This window comes from Dactylosporangium siamense, from assembly GCF_016862795.1.
Classification (GTDB): Bacteria; Actinomycetota; Actinomycetes; order Mycobacteriales; family Micromonosporaceae; genus Dactylosporangium; species Dactylosporangium siamense.
In genome coordinates this window covers 39,239-56,049 of sequence record NZ_BONQ01000049.1, presented here as the reverse complement: position 1 = coordinate 56,049, position 16,811 = coordinate 39,239, and the positions used below count along the sequence as shown (strand labels likewise).

Annotated in this window: 17 protein-coding genes; 11 read left to right on the top strand and 6 right to left on the bottom strand. The window is 73.0% G+C overall.

Features of this window, described 5'->3' with window-relative positions; genetic code table 11:
• Positions 1-163 precede the first annotated feature (163 nt).
• Positions 164-1,384: a GNAT family N-acetyltransferase gene (locus tag Dsi01nite_RS15720; RefSeq protein ID WP_203846884.1), complete on the top strand. Its 1,221-nt coding sequence runs from the start codon at positions 164-166 to the stop codon at positions 1,382-1,384.
• 60 nt (positions 1,385-1,444) lie between these two features.
• On the opposite strand, the gene Dsi01nite_RS15715 is transcribed toward Dsi01nite_RS15720, so the two are convergent.
• Positions 1,445-2,524 (bottom strand): hypothetical protein, encoded by a 1,080-nt coding sequence (locus tag Dsi01nite_RS15715; protein ID WP_203846883.1) that lies wholly within the window; start codon positions 2,522-2,524, stop codon positions 1,445-1,447.
• A gap of 158 nt (positions 2,525-2,682) precedes the next feature.
• Here Dsi01nite_RS15715 and Dsi01nite_RS15710 point away from each other — a divergent pair, with 158 nt between their 5' ends.
• The 8 genes from Dsi01nite_RS15710 to Dsi01nite_RS15675 all read left to right on the top strand — a co-directional run bounded on the left by Dsi01nite_RS15710 (position 2,683) and on the right by Dsi01nite_RS15675 (position 10,799).
• Entirely contained in the window at positions 2,683-3,561 is an 879-nt protein-coding gene (locus Dsi01nite_RS15710) for a hypothetical protein (protein ID WP_203846882.1), read from the top strand.
• Positions 3,558-4,052 (top strand): Rossmann-fold NAD(P)-binding domain-containing protein, encoded by a 495-nt coding sequence (locus Dsi01nite_RS15705; RefSeq protein WP_203846881.1) that lies wholly within the window; start codon positions 3,558-3,560, stop codon positions 4,050-4,052. The genes Dsi01nite_RS15710 and Dsi01nite_RS15705 overlap by 4 nt, the downstream gene beginning before the upstream one ends.
• A 65-nt stretch (positions 4,053-4,117) precedes the next feature.
• The gene (locus Dsi01nite_RS15700) at positions 4,118-4,627 is read left to right on the top strand and encodes a SigE family RNA polymerase sigma factor (protein WP_203846910.1); all 510 of its coding nucleotides are present in this window, start codon (positions 4,118-4,120) and stop codon (positions 4,625-4,627) included.
• Complete coding sequence (locus Dsi01nite_RS15695) at positions 4,624-5,709, top strand: hypothetical protein (protein ID WP_203846880.1); 1,086 nt, start codon at positions 4,624-4,626, stop codon at positions 5,707-5,709. Before Dsi01nite_RS15700 ends, Dsi01nite_RS15695 begins: the two co-directional genes overlap by 4 nt.
• Positions 5,710-5,791: 82 nt before the next feature.
• On the top strand, positions 5,792-6,898 hold the full coding sequence (locus tag Dsi01nite_RS15690; RefSeq protein WP_203846879.1) for a nucleoside hydrolase: 1,107 nt from the start codon (positions 5,792-5,794) through the stop codon (positions 6,896-6,898).
• 92 nt (positions 6,899-6,990) lie between these two features.
• Positions 6,991-7,545, top strand: coding sequence for an RICIN domain-containing protein (locus Dsi01nite_RS15685; protein ID WP_203846878.1), 555 nt, complete (start codon positions 6,991-6,993; stop codon positions 7,543-7,545).
• Between the two features lie 91 nt (positions 7,546-7,636).
• A complete protein-coding gene (locus Dsi01nite_RS15680; RefSeq protein WP_203846877.1) occupies positions 7,637-10,420 on the top strand; it encodes an AfsR/SARP family transcriptional regulator in 2,784 nt (927 codons plus the stop codon).
• Positions 10,421-10,445: 25 nt separating this feature from the next.
• On the top strand, positions 10,446-10,799 hold the full coding sequence (locus tag Dsi01nite_RS15675; protein WP_203846876.1) for an STAS domain-containing protein: 354 nt from the start codon (positions 10,446-10,448) through the stop codon (positions 10,797-10,799).
• On the opposite strand, the gene Dsi01nite_RS15670 is transcribed toward Dsi01nite_RS15675, so the two are convergent.
• The gene (locus Dsi01nite_RS15670; RefSeq protein ID WP_203846875.1) at positions 10,744-11,496 is read right to left on the bottom strand and encodes a class I SAM-dependent methyltransferase; all 753 of its coding nucleotides are present in this window, start codon (positions 11,494-11,496) and stop codon (positions 10,744-10,746) included. The genes Dsi01nite_RS15675 and Dsi01nite_RS15670 overlap by 56 nt on opposite strands.
• 139 nt (positions 11,497-11,635) lie before the next feature.
• On the opposite strand from Dsi01nite_RS15670, the gene Dsi01nite_RS15665 reads away from it, so the two are divergent.
• Positions 11,636-12,016 carry a VOC family protein gene (locus tag Dsi01nite_RS15665; protein WP_203846874.1) on the top strand — a complete coding sequence of 127 codons (381 nt, stop codon included), beginning with the start codon at positions 11,636-11,638 and terminating at the stop codon, positions 12,014-12,016.
• Positions 12,017-12,179: 163 nt separating this feature from the next.
• Here the strand turns inward: Dsi01nite_RS15665 and Dsi01nite_RS15660 are convergent, their stop codons facing one another.
• Both Dsi01nite_RS15660 and Dsi01nite_RS15655 read right to left on the bottom strand, forming a co-directional pair.
• Positions 12,180-13,544, bottom strand: a complete 1,365-nt coding sequence (locus Dsi01nite_RS15660) for a ricin-type beta-trefoil lectin domain protein (protein ID WP_203846873.1) — start codon at positions 13,542-13,544, stop codon at positions 12,180-12,182.
• Between the two features lie 230 nt (positions 13,545-13,774).
• Positions 13,775-14,464 carry a lysozyme gene (locus Dsi01nite_RS15655; RefSeq protein ID WP_203846909.1) on the bottom strand — a complete coding sequence of 230 codons (690 nt, stop codon included), beginning with the start codon at positions 14,462-14,464 and terminating at the stop codon, positions 13,775-13,777.
• Between the two features lie 247 nt (positions 14,465-14,711).
• On the opposite strand from Dsi01nite_RS15655, the gene Dsi01nite_RS15650 reads away from it, so the two are divergent.
• Positions 14,712-15,392 carry a peptidoglycan recognition protein family protein gene (locus Dsi01nite_RS15650; RefSeq protein WP_203846872.1) on the top strand — a complete coding sequence of 227 codons (681 nt, stop codon included), beginning with the start codon at positions 14,712-14,714 and terminating at the stop codon, positions 15,390-15,392.
• On the opposite strand, the gene Dsi01nite_RS15645 is transcribed toward Dsi01nite_RS15650, so the two are convergent.
• Both Dsi01nite_RS15645 and Dsi01nite_RS15640 read right to left on the bottom strand, forming a co-directional pair.
• A complete protein-coding gene (locus tag Dsi01nite_RS15645; protein WP_203846871.1) occupies positions 15,283-15,966 on the bottom strand; it encodes a DUF998 domain-containing protein in 684 nt (227 codons plus the stop codon). The genes Dsi01nite_RS15650 and Dsi01nite_RS15645 overlap by 110 nt on opposite strands.
• Positions 15,967-15,977: 11 nt before the next feature.
• Entirely contained in the window at positions 15,978-16,811 is an 834-nt protein-coding gene (locus tag Dsi01nite_RS15640; protein ID WP_203846870.1) for an alpha/beta fold hydrolase, read from the bottom strand.

Genomic DNA, 16,811 nt, shown 5'->3' with positions numbered 1-16,811 from the left:
GACGACTCACGACACGAGACCACCGGGGGTCAGGCGGCCCTGCGTCGTGGATGCACCGGCTCCCGGACCGCGCGAAATTCGCTTGACCCGGCCAAGGGTCAACCCTGCACTGTGGCCGGGCACCGCCAGTCATGGTGCCCGAATCCCACGGGAGGCAGCAGCAATGGACATCCGTCCCACGACCGACCAGGACCTCGACGCCTTCGTCAACACATTCCACACCGCGCTCGGGATCCACCCGGACACGCCGAACGAGGATGGCGGCGGTGTCTGGTGGTCGGCGTTCGAGATGGACCGCGGGCTGCTGGCCGTGACCGCGGACGGGCGGCCCGTCGGGACCGCCGCCGCGTACTCGTTCGAACTCACCCTGCCCGGCGAGGTCCTCGCCCCGGCCGCTGGAATCACCGCCGTCGGCGTCCTGCCCTCGCACCGACGCCAGGGCGTGCTCACCGCGATGATGCGGCACCAGCTCACCGAGCTGCGGGCACGCGGGGAGTTCCTCGCCGTCCTGCTGGCCTCCGAGGCCACGATCTACCGCAGGTTCGGCTACGGACCGGCGACCTACACGGGACGGATCACGGTGGCCCGCCACCAGGGTGCCCTCGCCGCACCGCGGGCGGACGTCCTGGATGCCGGCTCCAACAGCGGCCCGGTCGAGGTGATGCGGCGCGCCGAGTGCGGCGAGATCCTTGAGGAGGTCTACGACCGGTACCGCCGCGCACAGCCTGGCGCGCTGTCCCGGCCGCACCGCTGGTGGGCCCTCGGCGCGGGACAACCCCCGATCGCTCAGGCGCCGCGCTACGTCGCCGTCCACCGCGACGCCGGCGGCGTCCCGGACGGATACGCCAGCTACTCGCTCAGCGACGGCACGTTGACGGTCGACGAGACCATCGCCACCGACGACGCCGTCTCCACCGCCCTGATCGGATTCCTGCTCGGCCACGACCTCGTCACGCAGGTCGCGTTCAAGCACTTCCCGCCCGGGCACCCGCTGCGCTGGCAGCTGGCGGACTTCCGGGCCGCCCAGGTGAGCAGCGACTCCGACTGGCTCTGGGTGCGGCTGCTGGACGTGCCGCAGGCGTTGACCGCACGCGGCTGGTGCACGGACGGCGAACTCGTCCTCGACGTCGACGACCCGTTCCTCGGCGAGCACCACCGCTACCTGCTGACCGTCCGGGACGGCAAGGCCGGCTGCGTCCCTACGGATCGGGACCCCGACCTCTCCCTGGACGTGAGCGACCTCGGCTCGATCTACCTCGGCGGCACCGCGCCCAGCACGCTCGTCCGTGCCGGCCACATCCGCGCCCACCGCCCGGACGCGGCCACCCGTGCCGACATCCTCTTCCACGCCGAACGGCACCCGCACTGCCTGCACTGGTTCTGACCCCGACGCCTGCCCCCACCCACGGCGACGCCGTCCCGACGTCGTTCAGGCCCGCGTCGGTCAGCGCAGGATCGTCCGGGACCAGTCCGCCAGGAGCGTGACCAGGCCCTGGAGTCGTTGCAGGGCGGACGTCGCGGAGGCGTCGCGGCCGTACTGCGGGTGCCCGAACGTGCCGTCGCGGACCACGCGGGCGAGCGCGAGCGGCGCGAACCAGCTGTACTTCGCCGCGCCGCAGGCGGCGATCGCCCGGCGGACCTGGTCCGGTGGCCCGTTCCACCCGCCGTCGTGCAGGCCGGCGAGGTACCCCTCGGTGACGGCGGCGGCGATGTCCGGCAGGAGCGCGGCGTCCATCAGCCCGTCGGCGACGCTGTCCACGATGAGGTTGGCGACGTCCTCGCCGATGCCGCCCTCGCCGGTGAACGACCAGTCCAGCAACACCGTGGTCGCGCCGTCCTCGATCAGGTTGGTGGGCCACACGTCCAGATGGCAGAGCGTCCGCGGGGCCTCCCGCGCGGCGGCGAGGACGGTGAGCCGCTCTGCCCGCAGCCGCCGGAGCTGGTCCCGCACGGCGGCCGGCCAGACCGCGGCGACGGGGTGGTCCCAGTGCTCGTCGCCGTCGGTCCAGGCCCTGCGACCCGGTCCTTCGGCGAGGTACTGCGACAGCCAGCGACGTGAGAGCCACGGCAGGTCCGGCACCCCGTCGACCCACCGTGCCTGCGCCACGCCCAGCTGCCGGGCGAACCGCGCCAGCCGGGCCACCGGCCAGGACATGCCGGGGGCGCCCCGGGCGTCGGCCAGCCACAGCTCGACCGCGCCGTCGGGACGGTGCGCGACGTCCAGCAACTCGGGCGCGGCGATGCCGGCGTCGGCGTAGACCCGTGCCGCGAAACCGGTCGTGTACGCCGACACCTCCCGGTGCCAGAAGTTCCAGTGCGTGGGTTCGTCGCTGGTCTGCCACGCGGGCGAGCCGGCCGGTGCGGCCGCGGGCGGCCGGGCGACCTTGAGGATCGCGCTGCCGCCGGGGCCGCGGACCCGCCAGATCCCGCCCGTCGCGGCGTTGCCTTCGTTGTGGGTCAGGGCCTCCGCGGCCTCGATGCGACCGCCGAGCCGGGCGGGCAGGGTCTGGTGCGGCAGGTCCACGGTGCCTCGCTCGCCTCGTGACGGGTACGGCCAGGTCAACGTAGCCGAGCCGGGCCGCCGAAAAGATCCACGTCAGGGAGGACGACGCCGGTACCGGCCGAGTCGTAGGATGGGGGTGAGCACGCTGAACGTCAATCCGTCGGGCATGATGACCGCTTGTGGGTAACCGGGCCAATTACGCCATCATCGAGCGGGGCACGACGGTGCTGGGCTGGTCGCGGTGGGGCGCCACGTCCGTCGTGGCGGACCTGCTCGCCGGCCCCGAAGCGGCGACCGCGGCGCTACGGCCGCAGGAACGACCCGAAGCAGCGCCGCCGGACACAGCCGAGGCGCTGCGATGGACGGGTGTCACACCCGTCGACGGGCTCATGACCGACGGCAGCTGTCAGGGTGCCGCCCTGATCGACCACGACCGGCGGGTGCTGCTCGCCTTCGACGAACCCGACGACTACACCACGTTCGTCGACGGGCTGGCCGGGCTGGTCGACGCATGGCCGGGCTGGCACGTGCGGTGGGCGTTCGACGGGGTGCTCGACGTCGCGGCGTATCTCGGCCTGGACCGCGACCCGCTGCGGGACACGCGGTTTCCGGACCGGCAACGGCTCGCGGACCTGCCGGTCCCGTTCGACGGCCCGGACGAGGTCCGCCCGGACCGGCCCGACGACTGGTACCAGGGCGTGCTGAGCATCCGGCGCCCCGATGACTCGCTGGACCTGTACCTGGCCGCCGACGACCAGACCTCGATCGCCTACACCACCGCCGCGAAGGTCGAAGCCATGGCACCCGGCTTCGCCGGCCTCGAGCGGTCCGAACTGCCCCGCTGGGGCCTGCATCTGGACCAGGCCGCCCGCTCCGGCGCGCTGTGGTGCATCGACCGGCTCTGCGGCGCGCTCATCGACACCGCGCCGGCGTGGCCCGGCTGGAGCTGGACGTTGTGGGGCGCCGACGTGCGCAGGCACCTGGACGCGTGCGCGGGCGCGCTGCGGGTGCCCCCGCTGCCGGGCCGCCTGCGCGGTCTGACGACCGTCGGCCTGTGACCCAGCCGCTCCGGGCGGCGTCATGGGGCCACGGCGGGGCGGGTGTCGTAGGCGGCGCGGGCGGTGAGCACCTCGACGAGATTGTCCTGGGCCCAGTCGCGGATCGAGCTCAGCAGATCGGCCGCCCGGCGGCCGAGGGGGGTCAGCGCGTAGTCGACCCGGGGCGGGACCACCGCGAGGTCACCGTCAACGCCGCCGACCCCGGCAACGTCGCCACCGGCTTCGGGCGCAACGGCGGCGCGTTCCGGTTCTTCCAGGGACCGGCCCGGTTCCTGCTGGCCAGCCCCGAACGCGGCGCCCGCACCGCCGTCAGGCTCGCCGGCGACCCCGCCCTGGACACCGCGACCGGCGGCTACTACGCGAAGGGCCGGCCGGCGCGCTCCTCGGCCACGTCCCGCGACCCGCGGTACGGCGACCAGGTGCTGGCGATGACGGCGCGCCTGCTCATCCGATCGGGCATCGATCTGGGTCTGCCTGACGAGAGCACCTGAGCCGGGCATGCAACAGGACGCCGGACCCGGGGCGTCGAGCCAGGTATGAAGGCGATACTGCGGTGATCGAATTCGACGAGTACGTGCGGCTGCGCGGCGACCGGCTGGTCCGGCTGGCGCGGCTGCTGGTGCGCGACCGGCACCTGGCCGAGGACCTGGTGCAGGAGGTGCTCGGCCGCGCCTACGTGCGGTGGGACCGGGTCAGCCGCGCCGACGACATCGACGTGTACGTGCGGCGGATGCTCGTGAACCGGCACATCTCGTGGCGGCGCCGGCGCTCCTCCACCGAGGTCGCGATCGACCCGTCGGCCACGCACCTGGACCGGGCCGGGCTCGGCGACATCGGCACCGAGACGGCCGAGCGCGACGCCGCCTGGCAGCTCATCGCCGAACTGGCACCGAAGCAGCGCGCGACGCTCGTGCTGCGGTACTACGAGGACCTCGACGACGCCACGATCGCGCAGATCCTGCAGTGCTCCCAGGTCACGGTGCGCTCGCAGGCGATGCGGGCGCTGGCGACCCTGCGCCGCCGGCTGGCCGAGGTGCCGGCCCTCAGGAAGGACGCCACGCGATGAACGACATCGACCAGGTCTTCACCACCGCCCTCCAGGAGCGCGCCGGCGGCGACGTGCGCGTCGAGGCCCTGCTCGACGGCGCCCGCCGGCGCGGGATCCGGCACCGCCGCAACCGCCGCCTGGCCACCGGCGCCGGGGCGGCCCTGGCCGTCGCGGCCGTGCTCGCCGCGACCACGCTGCTCCCCCGCGGCGCCCCCACCCCGGCACCCGGCGGCTCGGCGCCGCCGTCCTCCGCCGACCCCTCGCCGGCCGCGTCGTCGATCGTGGAGAAGCCGCGCCCGCCGGCGGCGTCCCTGGCGCCGCTGACCGCGGGCGGCGGGGTCGGCGAGGGCCGCCAGATCCACCTCGACACGGTCGACCCGGCGCCGTTCACCCTGGCCTGGACCTCGAGCAACGGCCTGGAGACGATCCAGGCGAGCCGCGGCAAGACCTCGAAGTTCGGCTACAGCACGTACCTGGCGGTGGTCACCCAGACCGCGGAGCGCCTGGACCAGGAGACGGCGCACATGTTCGCCAACGAACCGCAGACCGAGCCGTTGCGGATCAACGGCGGCGCCACCGGGACACTGCGCTGGAGCCAGGAGATGGCCACGTTGCGCTGGCAGCCGTTGCCGGGCGTCTGGGCCATGGCCTGGGTGATGTTCCACGATAGCGTGCCCGACCCGCTGCCGGTGATCACCGCGGACGACGCCCGCGGCGCGATGCTCGAGGTGTCCAGCGCCATCCGCTACGACCGGGTGCTGCGCTGCACGGCGCAGTTCCGCCTCACCTGGGCCCCGCCCGGCACGAAGACGTCAACCTGCTCGCTGCAGTGGACCGGGACCACGGGCTCGGCCAGCTTCGGGTTCACCGTCCCGGGCCGCGGCACCTTCTCCGTCTCCGACACGGACGCGGCCGACTGGCAGCCGAACACCACATACGCCGGCAAGCAGGTGCAGTCCGACCGGGACGGCTCGCGGATCGTGGTCGACGGGCACGGGTACCTCATCGAACCCGGCGACTCGGGCCTGACCAAGGACCAGCAGCTGCACGTGCTCACCGGCATCCAGCCCAGCGCCGCGACGGACGACCCGGTCCGCTGAGGCCCGGAATGCGCATGACGGGTCCGGGCGGGATGCCTACCCTGACCCCCGGCGGTGTCGGCAGGACGGGCGGGAGCGGCAGATGGACGTCATCTGGGACATGGAGACCAGCGATCCGGACGACTTCATCACGCTGCTGCTCCTGCTCGGCCACCCGCGGGTGAACCTGGTCGGCGTCACCGTCACACCGGGGACGCCGGACCAGGTCGGGGTGGTCAGGCGGGCCCTGGACTGGTTCGGCCGGTCGATCCCGGTCGGTGCGTTCAACCTCGGGCACGTGGTCCGGGACCCGGGGCAGGGCGGGCACGGGCGGCGCGGGGCCTGCGTCTCGTCGTGGCACTACGCGGCCTTCGGTGACATGCCGCCGTCGACGGACGCCGTGCCGGGGCCCGAACTGCTCCGCGACCTGTGCGGCCCGTCGACCACCCTCGTCACCGGGGGGCCGCTGAAGAACCTCGGCGGCGCGCTGAAGTTGCCGGGGTTCCAGCTCGGTGAGGTCGTCGTGCAGGGCGGCTTCGCCGGTGCGGGCGTGGTGCCGCTCGAACGGCAGCTGGAGAAGTTCCGTGGCCTGGTGACCTGCCCGTCGTACAACCTCAACGGTGACAGCAGGTCGGCGCTCGCGGTGATCGCGGCGGAGACGATCGCCCGCAAGCGGTTCGTGTCGAAGAACGTCTGCCACGGCGTCGTCTACGACCGTGCCCTGCACGCCGAAGTCGCCGCCGTGCGCGACCGCGCCACCTCGCTCCGCCTGATCTGGCAGGGCATGGACAGATACCTGGACAACCACGCCCGGCGTCCCGCACCGCCGCGGAACACCGCGATCACGGCTGCCGAGGTACGGCTCGCCGGGGACGACGGCACGCTCGCCCTCACCGCGCGCGACGACGCGATCGCCGGTGCCGCGGCCCGTGGCCTCGACCTCGTCGCGGTCACCGCCGACGCGGTGCCGGTGTGCCGGGCGATGCCACCGGCCGTGGCACATCGCGAGTCGGCGGACCCGCAGGGCAAGATGCTGCACGACCCGCTCGCGGCCTGCTGCGCGATCGACCCGACGATCGCGCAATGGGCGGAGGTCGACCTGTACCGCGAACGCGGGGCCTGGGGCTCCCGGCTCGCGCCCGGCTCCGGCGTCCTCATCACCGTCGGCCACGACCACGCGAAGTTCGTCGCCACCCTGCTGGAGTCCTGACCACACCGCGTTTCAGCGTGGTTTCAGCCCTTCCGGCGACGGTGGGCGGGTCGGCCGAGCCCGTCGGCCGGCGTGAGCAGGAGGTAGCAACCATGAAGCCAGAACGCGGGTACTGCCGGCGGATCTTCGCGGTGATCGTCGCCGCGGGGGCGATGCTCGCCGCCTCGGCCGCCACGGCGTCGGCCGCACCGGGCGCCGCAGCCACCACCACGCGAGCCGCGCTCGCGGCGCCGCGGCTGGTGATCCTGGCCCAGGACGGCGGGGCACGGCTGTTGGACGCGCACGAGATCGCGTCGCAGGACTACAACGTGGTCACCCGGCCGTACCAGTCGGATTCCACGCAGAAGTGGTGGCTGACCGACCAGGGCGGCGGCGTGTACACGTTGCAGCAGGCCAGCAGCGGCCGGTACCTCGACGCGCACGAGATCGCCGGCCTCGACTTCCGGGTCGTGACCCGGCCGAGGCAGACGTTCGACGCCACGCAGCTGTGGCGGCTGCAGGACTACGGCGGCGCGTTCTACACGGTCCAGCAGGTCAGCAGCGGCCGATACCTGGACGCGTACCTGTCCAGCGCGCAGGACTTCCGGGCGGTCACCCGGCCGTTCAACGGCGCCAACTCGCAGGTGTGGCGGATCGTGGGCGCCTGACCGAAATCAGCCCCGGGGGTGTCAGGTCGCCGACCAGGCACCCCCGGAGCCGCCGGATACCCTTGCCAGTCGTCGGACGGGTGGGGGACGTATGCAGGTCAGGCTCCTCGGGCCGATCGACGTGACGCTCGGTGGGGCGCCGCGGGAGGTGCCGGGCCTGCGCCGCAAGGCGGTGCTCGCGACCCTGGCCATCGGCCGGGGCGAGGTCGTCAGCACCGACCGGCTGATCGACACCGTCTGGGGCGAGGACCCGCCGGCGACGGCCGTGAACACGTTGCAGCGGCACGTGTCGTACCTGCGGCAGGTGCTGGGTGGCCGCGACACGATCGTGGCCCGCCCGCCCGGGTACCTCCTCGCACTGGACGACGACGCGACCGACGTCGCGGTCGCCGAGCGCCTGATCCGGCAAGGGACCGGCGCGGCCGAGCAGGCCGAGCGGGTGCGGTGCCTGCGTGCCGCGCTCGCGTTGTGGCGCGGCCGGCCGCTCGCCGACGTCGCCGGTCTGACCGGACTGGACCTGGAGGCTGAGCGCCTCGAGGCGCTGCGGCTGCACGCGCAGTCGGCGCTCGTCGAGAGCCGGTTGCAGCTCGGCGAGCACGCACAGCTCGTGCCGGAGCTGGAGCGGCTCACCCGCGACCACCCGCTCGACGAGGGGTTGCACGCCCACCTGATGACCGCGCTGCACCGGTCGGGGCGGCCCGCCGACGCCCTCGCCACGTATCAGCGGCTGCGCCAGGCGCTCGCCGACGAACTGGGCCTCGACCCCGGGCCGGGCATCCGCGACCTGGAGGCCGCCGTCCTGCGCGGCGACGCGGCCCTGGATCCGGCCGCCCCGCCGGCCGCCACCGTCTCGGCGCCGGCGCAGCTGCCGCTGGCGGTGCGCGGCTTCGCCGGCCACGCCGGCAGCGTGGCCCAGCTGGATGCCCTTGCACAGGGAGCGGCGCGCAGCACGGTCGTGTGCGCCGTGTCCGGTCCGCCCGGCGTCGGCAAGACCAGCCTCGCCGTGCACTGGGCGCACCGCGTCGCCGACCGGTTCCCCGACGGTCAGCTGTACGTCAACCTGCGCGGCTTCGACCATCGCGGCGCGGTCATGGACCCGGCGGAGGCGCTGCGCGGCTTCCTGCGCGCGTTCCGGCCGGATGAGCAGCTCCCGGCCGCGCTGGACGAGCGGGCCACCCGGTTCCGCAGCGTCCTGGCCGGCAAACGGGTGCTGATCATCCTCGACAACGCCCGCGACGCGGACCAGGTCCGCCCGTTGCTGCCCGGCACGCCCGGCTGCCTGGTGCTGGTCACCAGCCGCAACCAGCTCACGCCGCTGGTCGCGGCCGAGGGCGCCCACCCGCTCGCCCTGGACCTGCTGAGCGCCGGTGAGGCCCGGGAGCTGCTCACCCATCGGCTCGGCGCGGCCCGTACCACCGCCGAACCCGACGCGGTCATGGACATCGTGGAACGCTGCGCGCGGCTGCCCCTGGCCCTGGCCATCGCCGCCGCGCACGCCTCGACCAGGCCCGGCACGTCGCTCGCGACGCAGGCGGCGCAGCTGCGCGACACCGCCGGCGGCCTGAACGCCCTGGACGGCGGCGACCCGATCACCGACGTCCGCGCGGTGTTCTCCTGGTCGTATCTGGCCCTGACCGACGCCGCCGCGCGCCTGTTCCGCCTGCTGGGTCTGCATCCCGGGCCGGACCTGGGCGCTCCCGCCGCGGCCAGCCTGGCCGGGGTCCCGGTGCCGCGGGCGCGGGCGCTGCTGCACGAACTGGTCGAGGCGAACCTTCTCACCGAGCACACGCCCGGCCGGTACGGCTTCCACGACCTGCTGCGCAGCTACGCCGCCGAGCAGGCCGGCCTGGCACCGGAGCGCGCCGACGCGGTCCGGCGGGTGTTCGACCACTACCTGCACGCCGCGCACGGTGCGGTGCTGCGGCTGGACTCCGGCCGGGCGCCGGCCGACCTGACCCGCCCGGCGGCCGGTGTGACCGTCGAGCGGGTCCGTGACGGTGACGCCGCGATGGCCTGGTTCACCGCCGAGGACGCCGTGCTCCTCGCCGCGGTGCGCAGCGGCGCCGACGAGGGGCTCGACGACCACGTGTGGAAGCTCGCGTGGACGCTGACCACGTATCTCGAGTGGCTGGGCCGCTGGGACGACCTCATCGACACGCAGGCCGTTGCCCTGCGGGCGCTGCTGCGGGTCGGTGACCTGGCCGGCCGCGCCCACGTGCACCGCGACCTGGGCCGCACCCTGGCCCGCGTCGGCCGCTTCGAGGACGCGGCCGGCCACCTGGACCGGGCCCTTGAGCTCTACCGCGGGCTCGGCGACGCCGTCGGGCAGGCCCGCACCCACCACAACATCGGCTGGATGCTGCAGGCCCAGCAGCGGCACGCCGACGCGCTGACCCACAGCGAGCAGGCGTTGCACCTGTTCGAGACGGCGGGCGACATCCTGTGGCAGGCCCGGACCTCGAACGCGGCGGGCTGGTTGCACGCCCAGCTCGGCAACCACCGGCGCACCCTGGACCTGTGCGGGCGGGCGCTGCAACTGCTGCAGCAGCTCGGCGACCGGCACGGCGAGGCCGGCACGTGGGACAGCCTGGCCGTCGCGCACGACCACCTCGGCGACCACGCGCAGGCGACCCGCTGCTACGAGAAGGCGATCGCGCTGTTCGAGCAGCTCGGCGACCGCCCCACCGCCGCCGACATCCTCGTCAACGCCGGCGACCGGCACCACACCGCCGGCGACGACACCGCGGCCGGCGACAGCTGGCGCCGGGCCCTGCGCCACTTCGAGGCCCTCGGCGACGCCCGGTCCGGCGAGGTGCGGCGCAAGCTCGACACCATCCGCAGCACGGCGCGGGGGCGCCGCATCGTTGGCGGATGATCCGGCCGCGCGGCAGAATTGCGTGGTGCTCCGCTTCGATGTGTGGACCCGCGCCGCCGGCCGCGTGGTCGTCGCCCTCCAGGGGCAACTGGACGACGCCGGCATCGACGTGTTCCATCAGGCGTTCGCCGCCGCCCTCACGGTCTACCCGAGCGACCTCGTCTTCGACCTGACCGAGGTGACGTCCGCCGACGCGGCGGCGATCGCCGTGCTCGTCACCGCCTGCCGGATCGCGCAGCGGATCGGCTGCCGCATCGCGCTCAGCAACCCCGAGCGCGGCATCGCGGAGCGCCTGCGCAGGCGCGGCATCGCCGCCGACCTGATCAGCGGGCAACCACCAGCAGACGGTCCGGGGACCGCCGGCCCACGCCGGGGCTGATGCGCACGTCGCGCAGGCCGCACGCGCGCAGGACGTCACGGAGTTCCGGCTCGGTCCAGGGCCGCATGGCGAAGCTGTAGTGCGACTCCTGTCTCCGAAAGCCGGGCCGGACCAGATCGTAGGTCTCCTCGACCGCCAGCCGCCCGTCGCTCCAGGTCGTGCGGGCGACGAACGTCAGCCGGCCGCCCTCGTCGAAGTGGACCTCGCGGGACCGGGCGACGCCGTCGGCGCGCAGCCGGGATGCCTCCGCCTCGCGAACGTCGAGGAACAGCACGCCGCCCGGGGCGAGGCAGCCGGCCAGTGCCCGCACCGCGGCATGACGCTCGGCATCGTCGAGCATGTCGTTGAGCACGCCGCGGCAGGTCACCGCGTCGTAGGCGGTCGGCATCCGCAGGAGGCACAGGTCCGCCAGCTGCACCCGCGAGCCCGGGCACCGGGCGGCGGCCTGGTCCAGCAGGTGGGCGGACGCGTCCACCAGGTCGACGCGGTGCCCCTTCGCGATGAGACCGGCGGCCTGCCGGCCGGTGCCGCAGCCGGCGTCCAGGATCGTGGCCGGCGACCGCCCCGAGCTGGTCAGCTCGTCGTGCACCGTGTCCACCCAGGGCTCCACGGGGTCGGTGACCAGCAGGTCGTAGGCGTCGCCGTGCAGCGAGTAGAACGGCCGTTTCGAGCTCGTCCGTGCCGACGCCGAAGCCATCGCACCACGGTATCGCAGCGACACCACCCGGCGGCTCAGACGGGCGGGTGCTGGACCCAGCGTGCCGCCGGACGAGGGCGATGGTCGCGTTACGGTGTCCACGGACCTGTCGGACACAGAACTGCCGAGGGAGCAGCCGATGCGTGGTGTTGGCCGGTTGAGCGGCGTCGCTCTCGAGTGCCCGGACCCGGCGGCGCTCGCGGACTTCTACAGCCGGCTCACCGGCTGGCCGATCGTGTGCGCCGACCCCGACTGGCATTCCGTCGGGGAGAGTGAGGACACCGGCCTGCACCTGTCCTTCCAGCGCGCGCCCGGCCACCGGCCACCGGCCTGGCCGGATCCGGCCTCCTCGATGCAGTTCCACCTGCATCTGCGGGTCGACGACCTCGCCGCCGCCGAGGAGGCCGTGCTCGCCCTCGGCGCGACGAAGCCCTCACACCAGCCGCATCCCGACACGTCCAGGGTCTTCGCCGATCCCGCCGGGCACCTGTTCTGCCTCTGCCCGGCCCCGCCGCACTGAGCCCCGCACAGCCGGCCGTCGGCCAGGCACGGCGGCCACCAGGTTGACGGTCATCGCGGTCTGTCCGGCCGCCACCCGCCTGGTCCTCCCGGCGGTGGCGGCCCTCTGCGTGACCGGCCCGCAGCCGCCGTTGCTCGAACGGCGTCTGCGGGCCGGACCGGCATTACTGCGGCAGGGTGAACTTCTGTGCGCCGCTGCCGTTGCAGTCCCAGATCTGCATCTGGATGCCCGGCGTCGTCGACCCGTTCGGGTCGTCGAGGCACTTGTTGGACGCCGGGTTGTAGTACGTGTTGTCGGCGCGGTGGATGAAGACCTGGGCGCCGGTGCTGTTGCAGTCCCAGATCTGGATCTTCGCGCCGTTGGCGGTCGAGCCGCCCGAGACGTCCAGGCACTTGCCGAACGCGCGCAGCGTGCTGCCCGCCTCGACGTAGGTCCACTGCTGCGCGCCGGTGCCGTTGCAGCCCCAGAGCTGGACCGGGGTACCGCTGGCGCTGTTGGAGGAACGGACGTCCAGGCACAGCCCGCCGGGGCCCTTGACGGCCTTGCCGCTGGTCGGGGGCGGCGTGGTGCCGCCGCCACCACCGCCACCGGCCGTGTACGCGGCGACGTAGTCGACCATCATCGCCGCGCCGGACACGGTGGAGGCGAAGGGGCCGCCGCCGAACGCGGCCGGGAAGCCACCGCCGATCGCCACGTTGAGGATGATGAAGAAGCCGTGGTGGGTCGCGTTGTTCCAGGTGGTCGCGTCGACCTGGTTGGCGTTGATGGTGAAGAAGTTGTTGCCGTCCAGGTACCAGCGGATCTGCTCCGGCGAGGTGCTGCGGTCCTGCTCGATGGCGTAGGTGTGGTAGCCGCCGTTGCAGCCGCCGCAGGGGCGCTCGCCGCTGCCGATGCCGGTGGTCTCGTTGCACGGGCCGCCGGGGTTGGTGCCGCAGTGCAGTGCGCCGAACACCGACGGGCGGCCGTTGATGTTCTCCAGGATGTCGATTTCACCGATGCCGGGCCAGCCGGTCGCGCCGGTGCCGCGGGCCGCCGCGCCCAGCATCCAGAACGCGGGCCAGTAGCCGGCGCCGTTGGAGGTGTTGACATTGGGCTGGGCGATGCGCGCCTCGACCCGCAGCTTGCCGCCCGCCGGCGCGGCGATGTTAGTGCGCTGCGTTTCGATGCGGCCGCTGGTCCAGTTGCCCGCCCCGTCGCGGAGCGGCCTGATGGCAAGGTTGCCGCCGCCGTCGAGGTACACGTTCTGGGTGCTGTTGGTCATGTTCTCGATCTCGCCGGTGCCCCAGTTGCCCGCGCCGCCGGGGTACCCGTGGCCGAGGTCGTAGAGCCAGTTGCCGGTGTTGACGCCGGTGTTGGCGGAACCGTTGAAGTCGTCGGCGAAGACCTGCGTCCAGCCGGACGGGGTGGGCGGCACCGACGCGCCGGCGTCGGGCAGCGCGGCGATCGACGCGCCCAGCAAGGCGACCGCGGCGCCGGCCAGGAGTGCGAGCCGCCGTGTGCGACTGTGTTTGATCTGTGCAGTTTCCACGAGGATGACCCTTCGTTGAAGGGAAGGTGGCCTGGGGGTGGCCGATGGCGGACAGCGAATGCTCGCGCCCCACGTTGGCGGACGTGAGAGCGCTCTCAGCATCGTTGCCCACTGGAAAGATTCTTGTCAATAAGCAAGTTGCCTGTTGATTTCTGTGCGCGGCGCGGACACGGAACATCGCCCCGGCGCAAGCGTCCGGGGCGATGCGGGGTCCGCTCAGAAGCGACCGTTCAGCAGGCGCCGTTGCAGGCCAGGACCTTGAGCCGGTCCAGCGCCCCGTTCCACTGGTTGGAGTCGCCGGCGAACGGGCCGGTGCTGGAGTACTGCCAGAACGACCAGGTCGGTGCGCCCGCCGGCAGCGTGCCGGGGGTGCTGCTGTAGCGGGCCAGCCACAACGGCGAGTTGGCCCAGAAGCCGCTGTAGTTGCCGGTGCAGGTGACCCACCAGTCGGTGGTCGTGTAGATGGTGGCCCAGCGACCGGTGCGGGTGTGGTACTGGTTCAGGAACGCCCGGATCCAGCTCACCATGCCCGACTGGGACAGGCCGTAGCAGGTCGCGCCGTACGGGTTGTACTCGATGTCCAGGGCGCCGGGCAGCGTCTTGCCGTCCTTGGACCAGCCGCCGCCGTGGCCGACGAAGTAGTCGGCCTGGGCCGCGCCACCGCCCCCGTTCGGGATGGCGAAGTGGTAGGCGCCGCGGATCATGCCGACGTTGTACGAGCCGTTGTACTGCTGAGCGAAGTAGGGGTTGGTGTAGTACGTGCCCTCGGTGGCCTTGATGTACGCGAACCGGGAGCCGGCGTTCCACTGCGCCGTCCAGTTGACGTTGCCCTGGTAACCGGAGACGTCCTGGCCGTAGGTCACGGTGGCAGCCGAGGCCGGGCTGCCGATCAGGGCGGTGGCGACCAGGGCGGCCGCCATGGACAGGGCTGCCAGTGCGCCGAGCCGTCGCTTGGACACGGTGCCTCCTTCAAGCCGGGGTTGGCAGATAGCTTCGCCGATTAGCTCACGGCCGTCGGAAACTTTCAATAGGCAGGCGTCGAACTCTGCGAGAAATCTACAGTGACTCGGATCGATAGACATGCACCCTTGAGCAGGTGTAGCGTGCCCGGCTGCAAGAAGTTTACGAACTTCGATGATCGGCGTGAATCAGCAACGGGAGGCGCCCATGTCCCGAATCACCCGCCGCGGCGTCCTGCGCGGCGCCGTCCTGCTCGGCGGCGCCGCCACGCTGCTGGGCCCGGCCGACCCGGCGTTCGCGGCGGTCGAGCAGCCCACCATCGCCAACTGCGGCACCTGGGGCGCCCGGCCGCCGTCCGGCCCGCTGACCATCGACCAGTACCGGCCGAACAAGATCATCGTGCATCACACCGCGATGGCCAACTCCACCGACTACTCGCAGGCGCACGCGTTTCAGAACTCACGCGACATCCAGGACCTGCACATGGACACCAACGGCTGGCTCGACAGCGGTCAGCACTTCACCAACAGCCGCGGCGGCTGGCTCACCGAGGGCCGCAACGGCAGCCTGTACGCGCTCCTGCACGGCCAGACCATGGTCCAGGGCTCACACTGCAAGGGCCAGAACGACCAGGCCATCGGCATCGAGAACGAGGGCACCTACCTGACGGTGCAGCCCCCGGCCGCCCTGTGGAACAGTCTCGTCGCGTTCTGTGCGTTCACCTGCCGGCAGTACGCCATCCCCGCCACCGAGATCTACGGCCACAAGGACTTCAACGTCACCGAGTGTCCCGGCCTGCTGCACGACCGGCTGCCGGAACTGCGCGCCGCCGTGGCGGCTGCGATGTCTGTCGCTGCGAGCGCAGGTGCTGGAACGTCGCGGCCATGAACAGCCACGTCGAGGTCAGCACGACGTAGAGCAGCACGGTCCCGAACGGCAGCATCAGGCACGCCGCGGTGACCAGCAGCGCCACGGCGGCCACGATGCTCAGGCGGGCCCAGCCGCGGTCACCGGCGACCGCGTGCACCCTGCCGAGCAGGACCAGCAGCGCCAGCCAGGACACCATCGACAGGCCGAACCCGACGCCGTGCAGGTTGCCGTGCGTGCTCACGGTCTCCGGCAGACCGGCCGGCGCGCCGGCGGGGAAACCGTTGGACGGGTCGAGCGTGAAGACGCCGGCGACGATCTGCCCGAGCCCGTCGATGGCCAGCAGGGTCGCGGTGGCGGTGCCGAGACGGCCGCCGACCACCTGCCGGAGACCGGTCGCGGCGACGATGTTCAGCAGCCCCATGACGACGAAGTTGGTCTGCTGGATCGGGCCGGTGTCGCCGATGCTGAGGTAGCTGAAGGCGTGCCTGGTCAGGTCGAAGCCGGGGTTGAACGGCAGCTGGAGGTAACTGACCGCGAGGAACAGGACCGGGGAGACGATCCCCGCGAGCAGTCGTGCGGAGACGGTGGGCATCTGAGCACCTTTCAGGAGAGAGTGGGACGGCCGGCGAACCCGCGGATCGCCTGTTCCAGGGCCGGCATCGCGACGTTGTGCCCCTGCCCGGGCAGGGTGGCCCGCCGCGCGGCGGGCAGTCGACCGGCGAGCTCGTCGGCCGCCAGGCCGGTGGCTTTCGGGCTCTTGCCGCCGTCGAGGACGAGGACGGGCGCCTCGATCCGCGCCCAGGGATCGCGGTCCAGCGGCCGGCCCTCGATGGTGTCGCCCATGACGGCGATGTCGGCCGGCAGCGTGTGGGCCACCGCGGTGAGGTGCTTCCAGAACGGCGCGAGCCGCATCAGGGCCACGACGGGTGCGGGCGCACCCATGCCCCTGGTCATGAACCAGCGCACGGCGGCCGACCGCCGGTCCGCGGCGACCAGGCGGTCCAGGTGCTGCGCGAAGCCGGCCGGTGGGACGGTGCCGGCGTCGCTGACGACGAACGGCGGCTGGTAGACGACGACGCCGCGTGCGGGCACCCCCGCGGCGACCGAGCGCAGTGCGAGGACACCGCCGGAGGACATGCCGAAGATCAGCGGGTCCGCTCCGGCGAGCCCGGTCACCGCGTCGAGGTCGCCGATCTCCGCCGCGACCGAGTCGGCACCGGAGGCGGGCGGCCCGGTGCCGCTGTCGCCTCGGCCGCGCCGGTCGTAGCCGTGGACGGTGAACGTGTCGGCGAGCCGGTCGGCCAGGTCGACGAAGCCCTTCCACCGGCGGTAGCTGAATGCCCCGCCGACCAGGACGAGCGGCGGCCCGGAGCCGATGACGTCGACGGCGATCGTCGTGCCGTCCGATGATCTGACCAGTGTGGTGGTGGCGCGCAT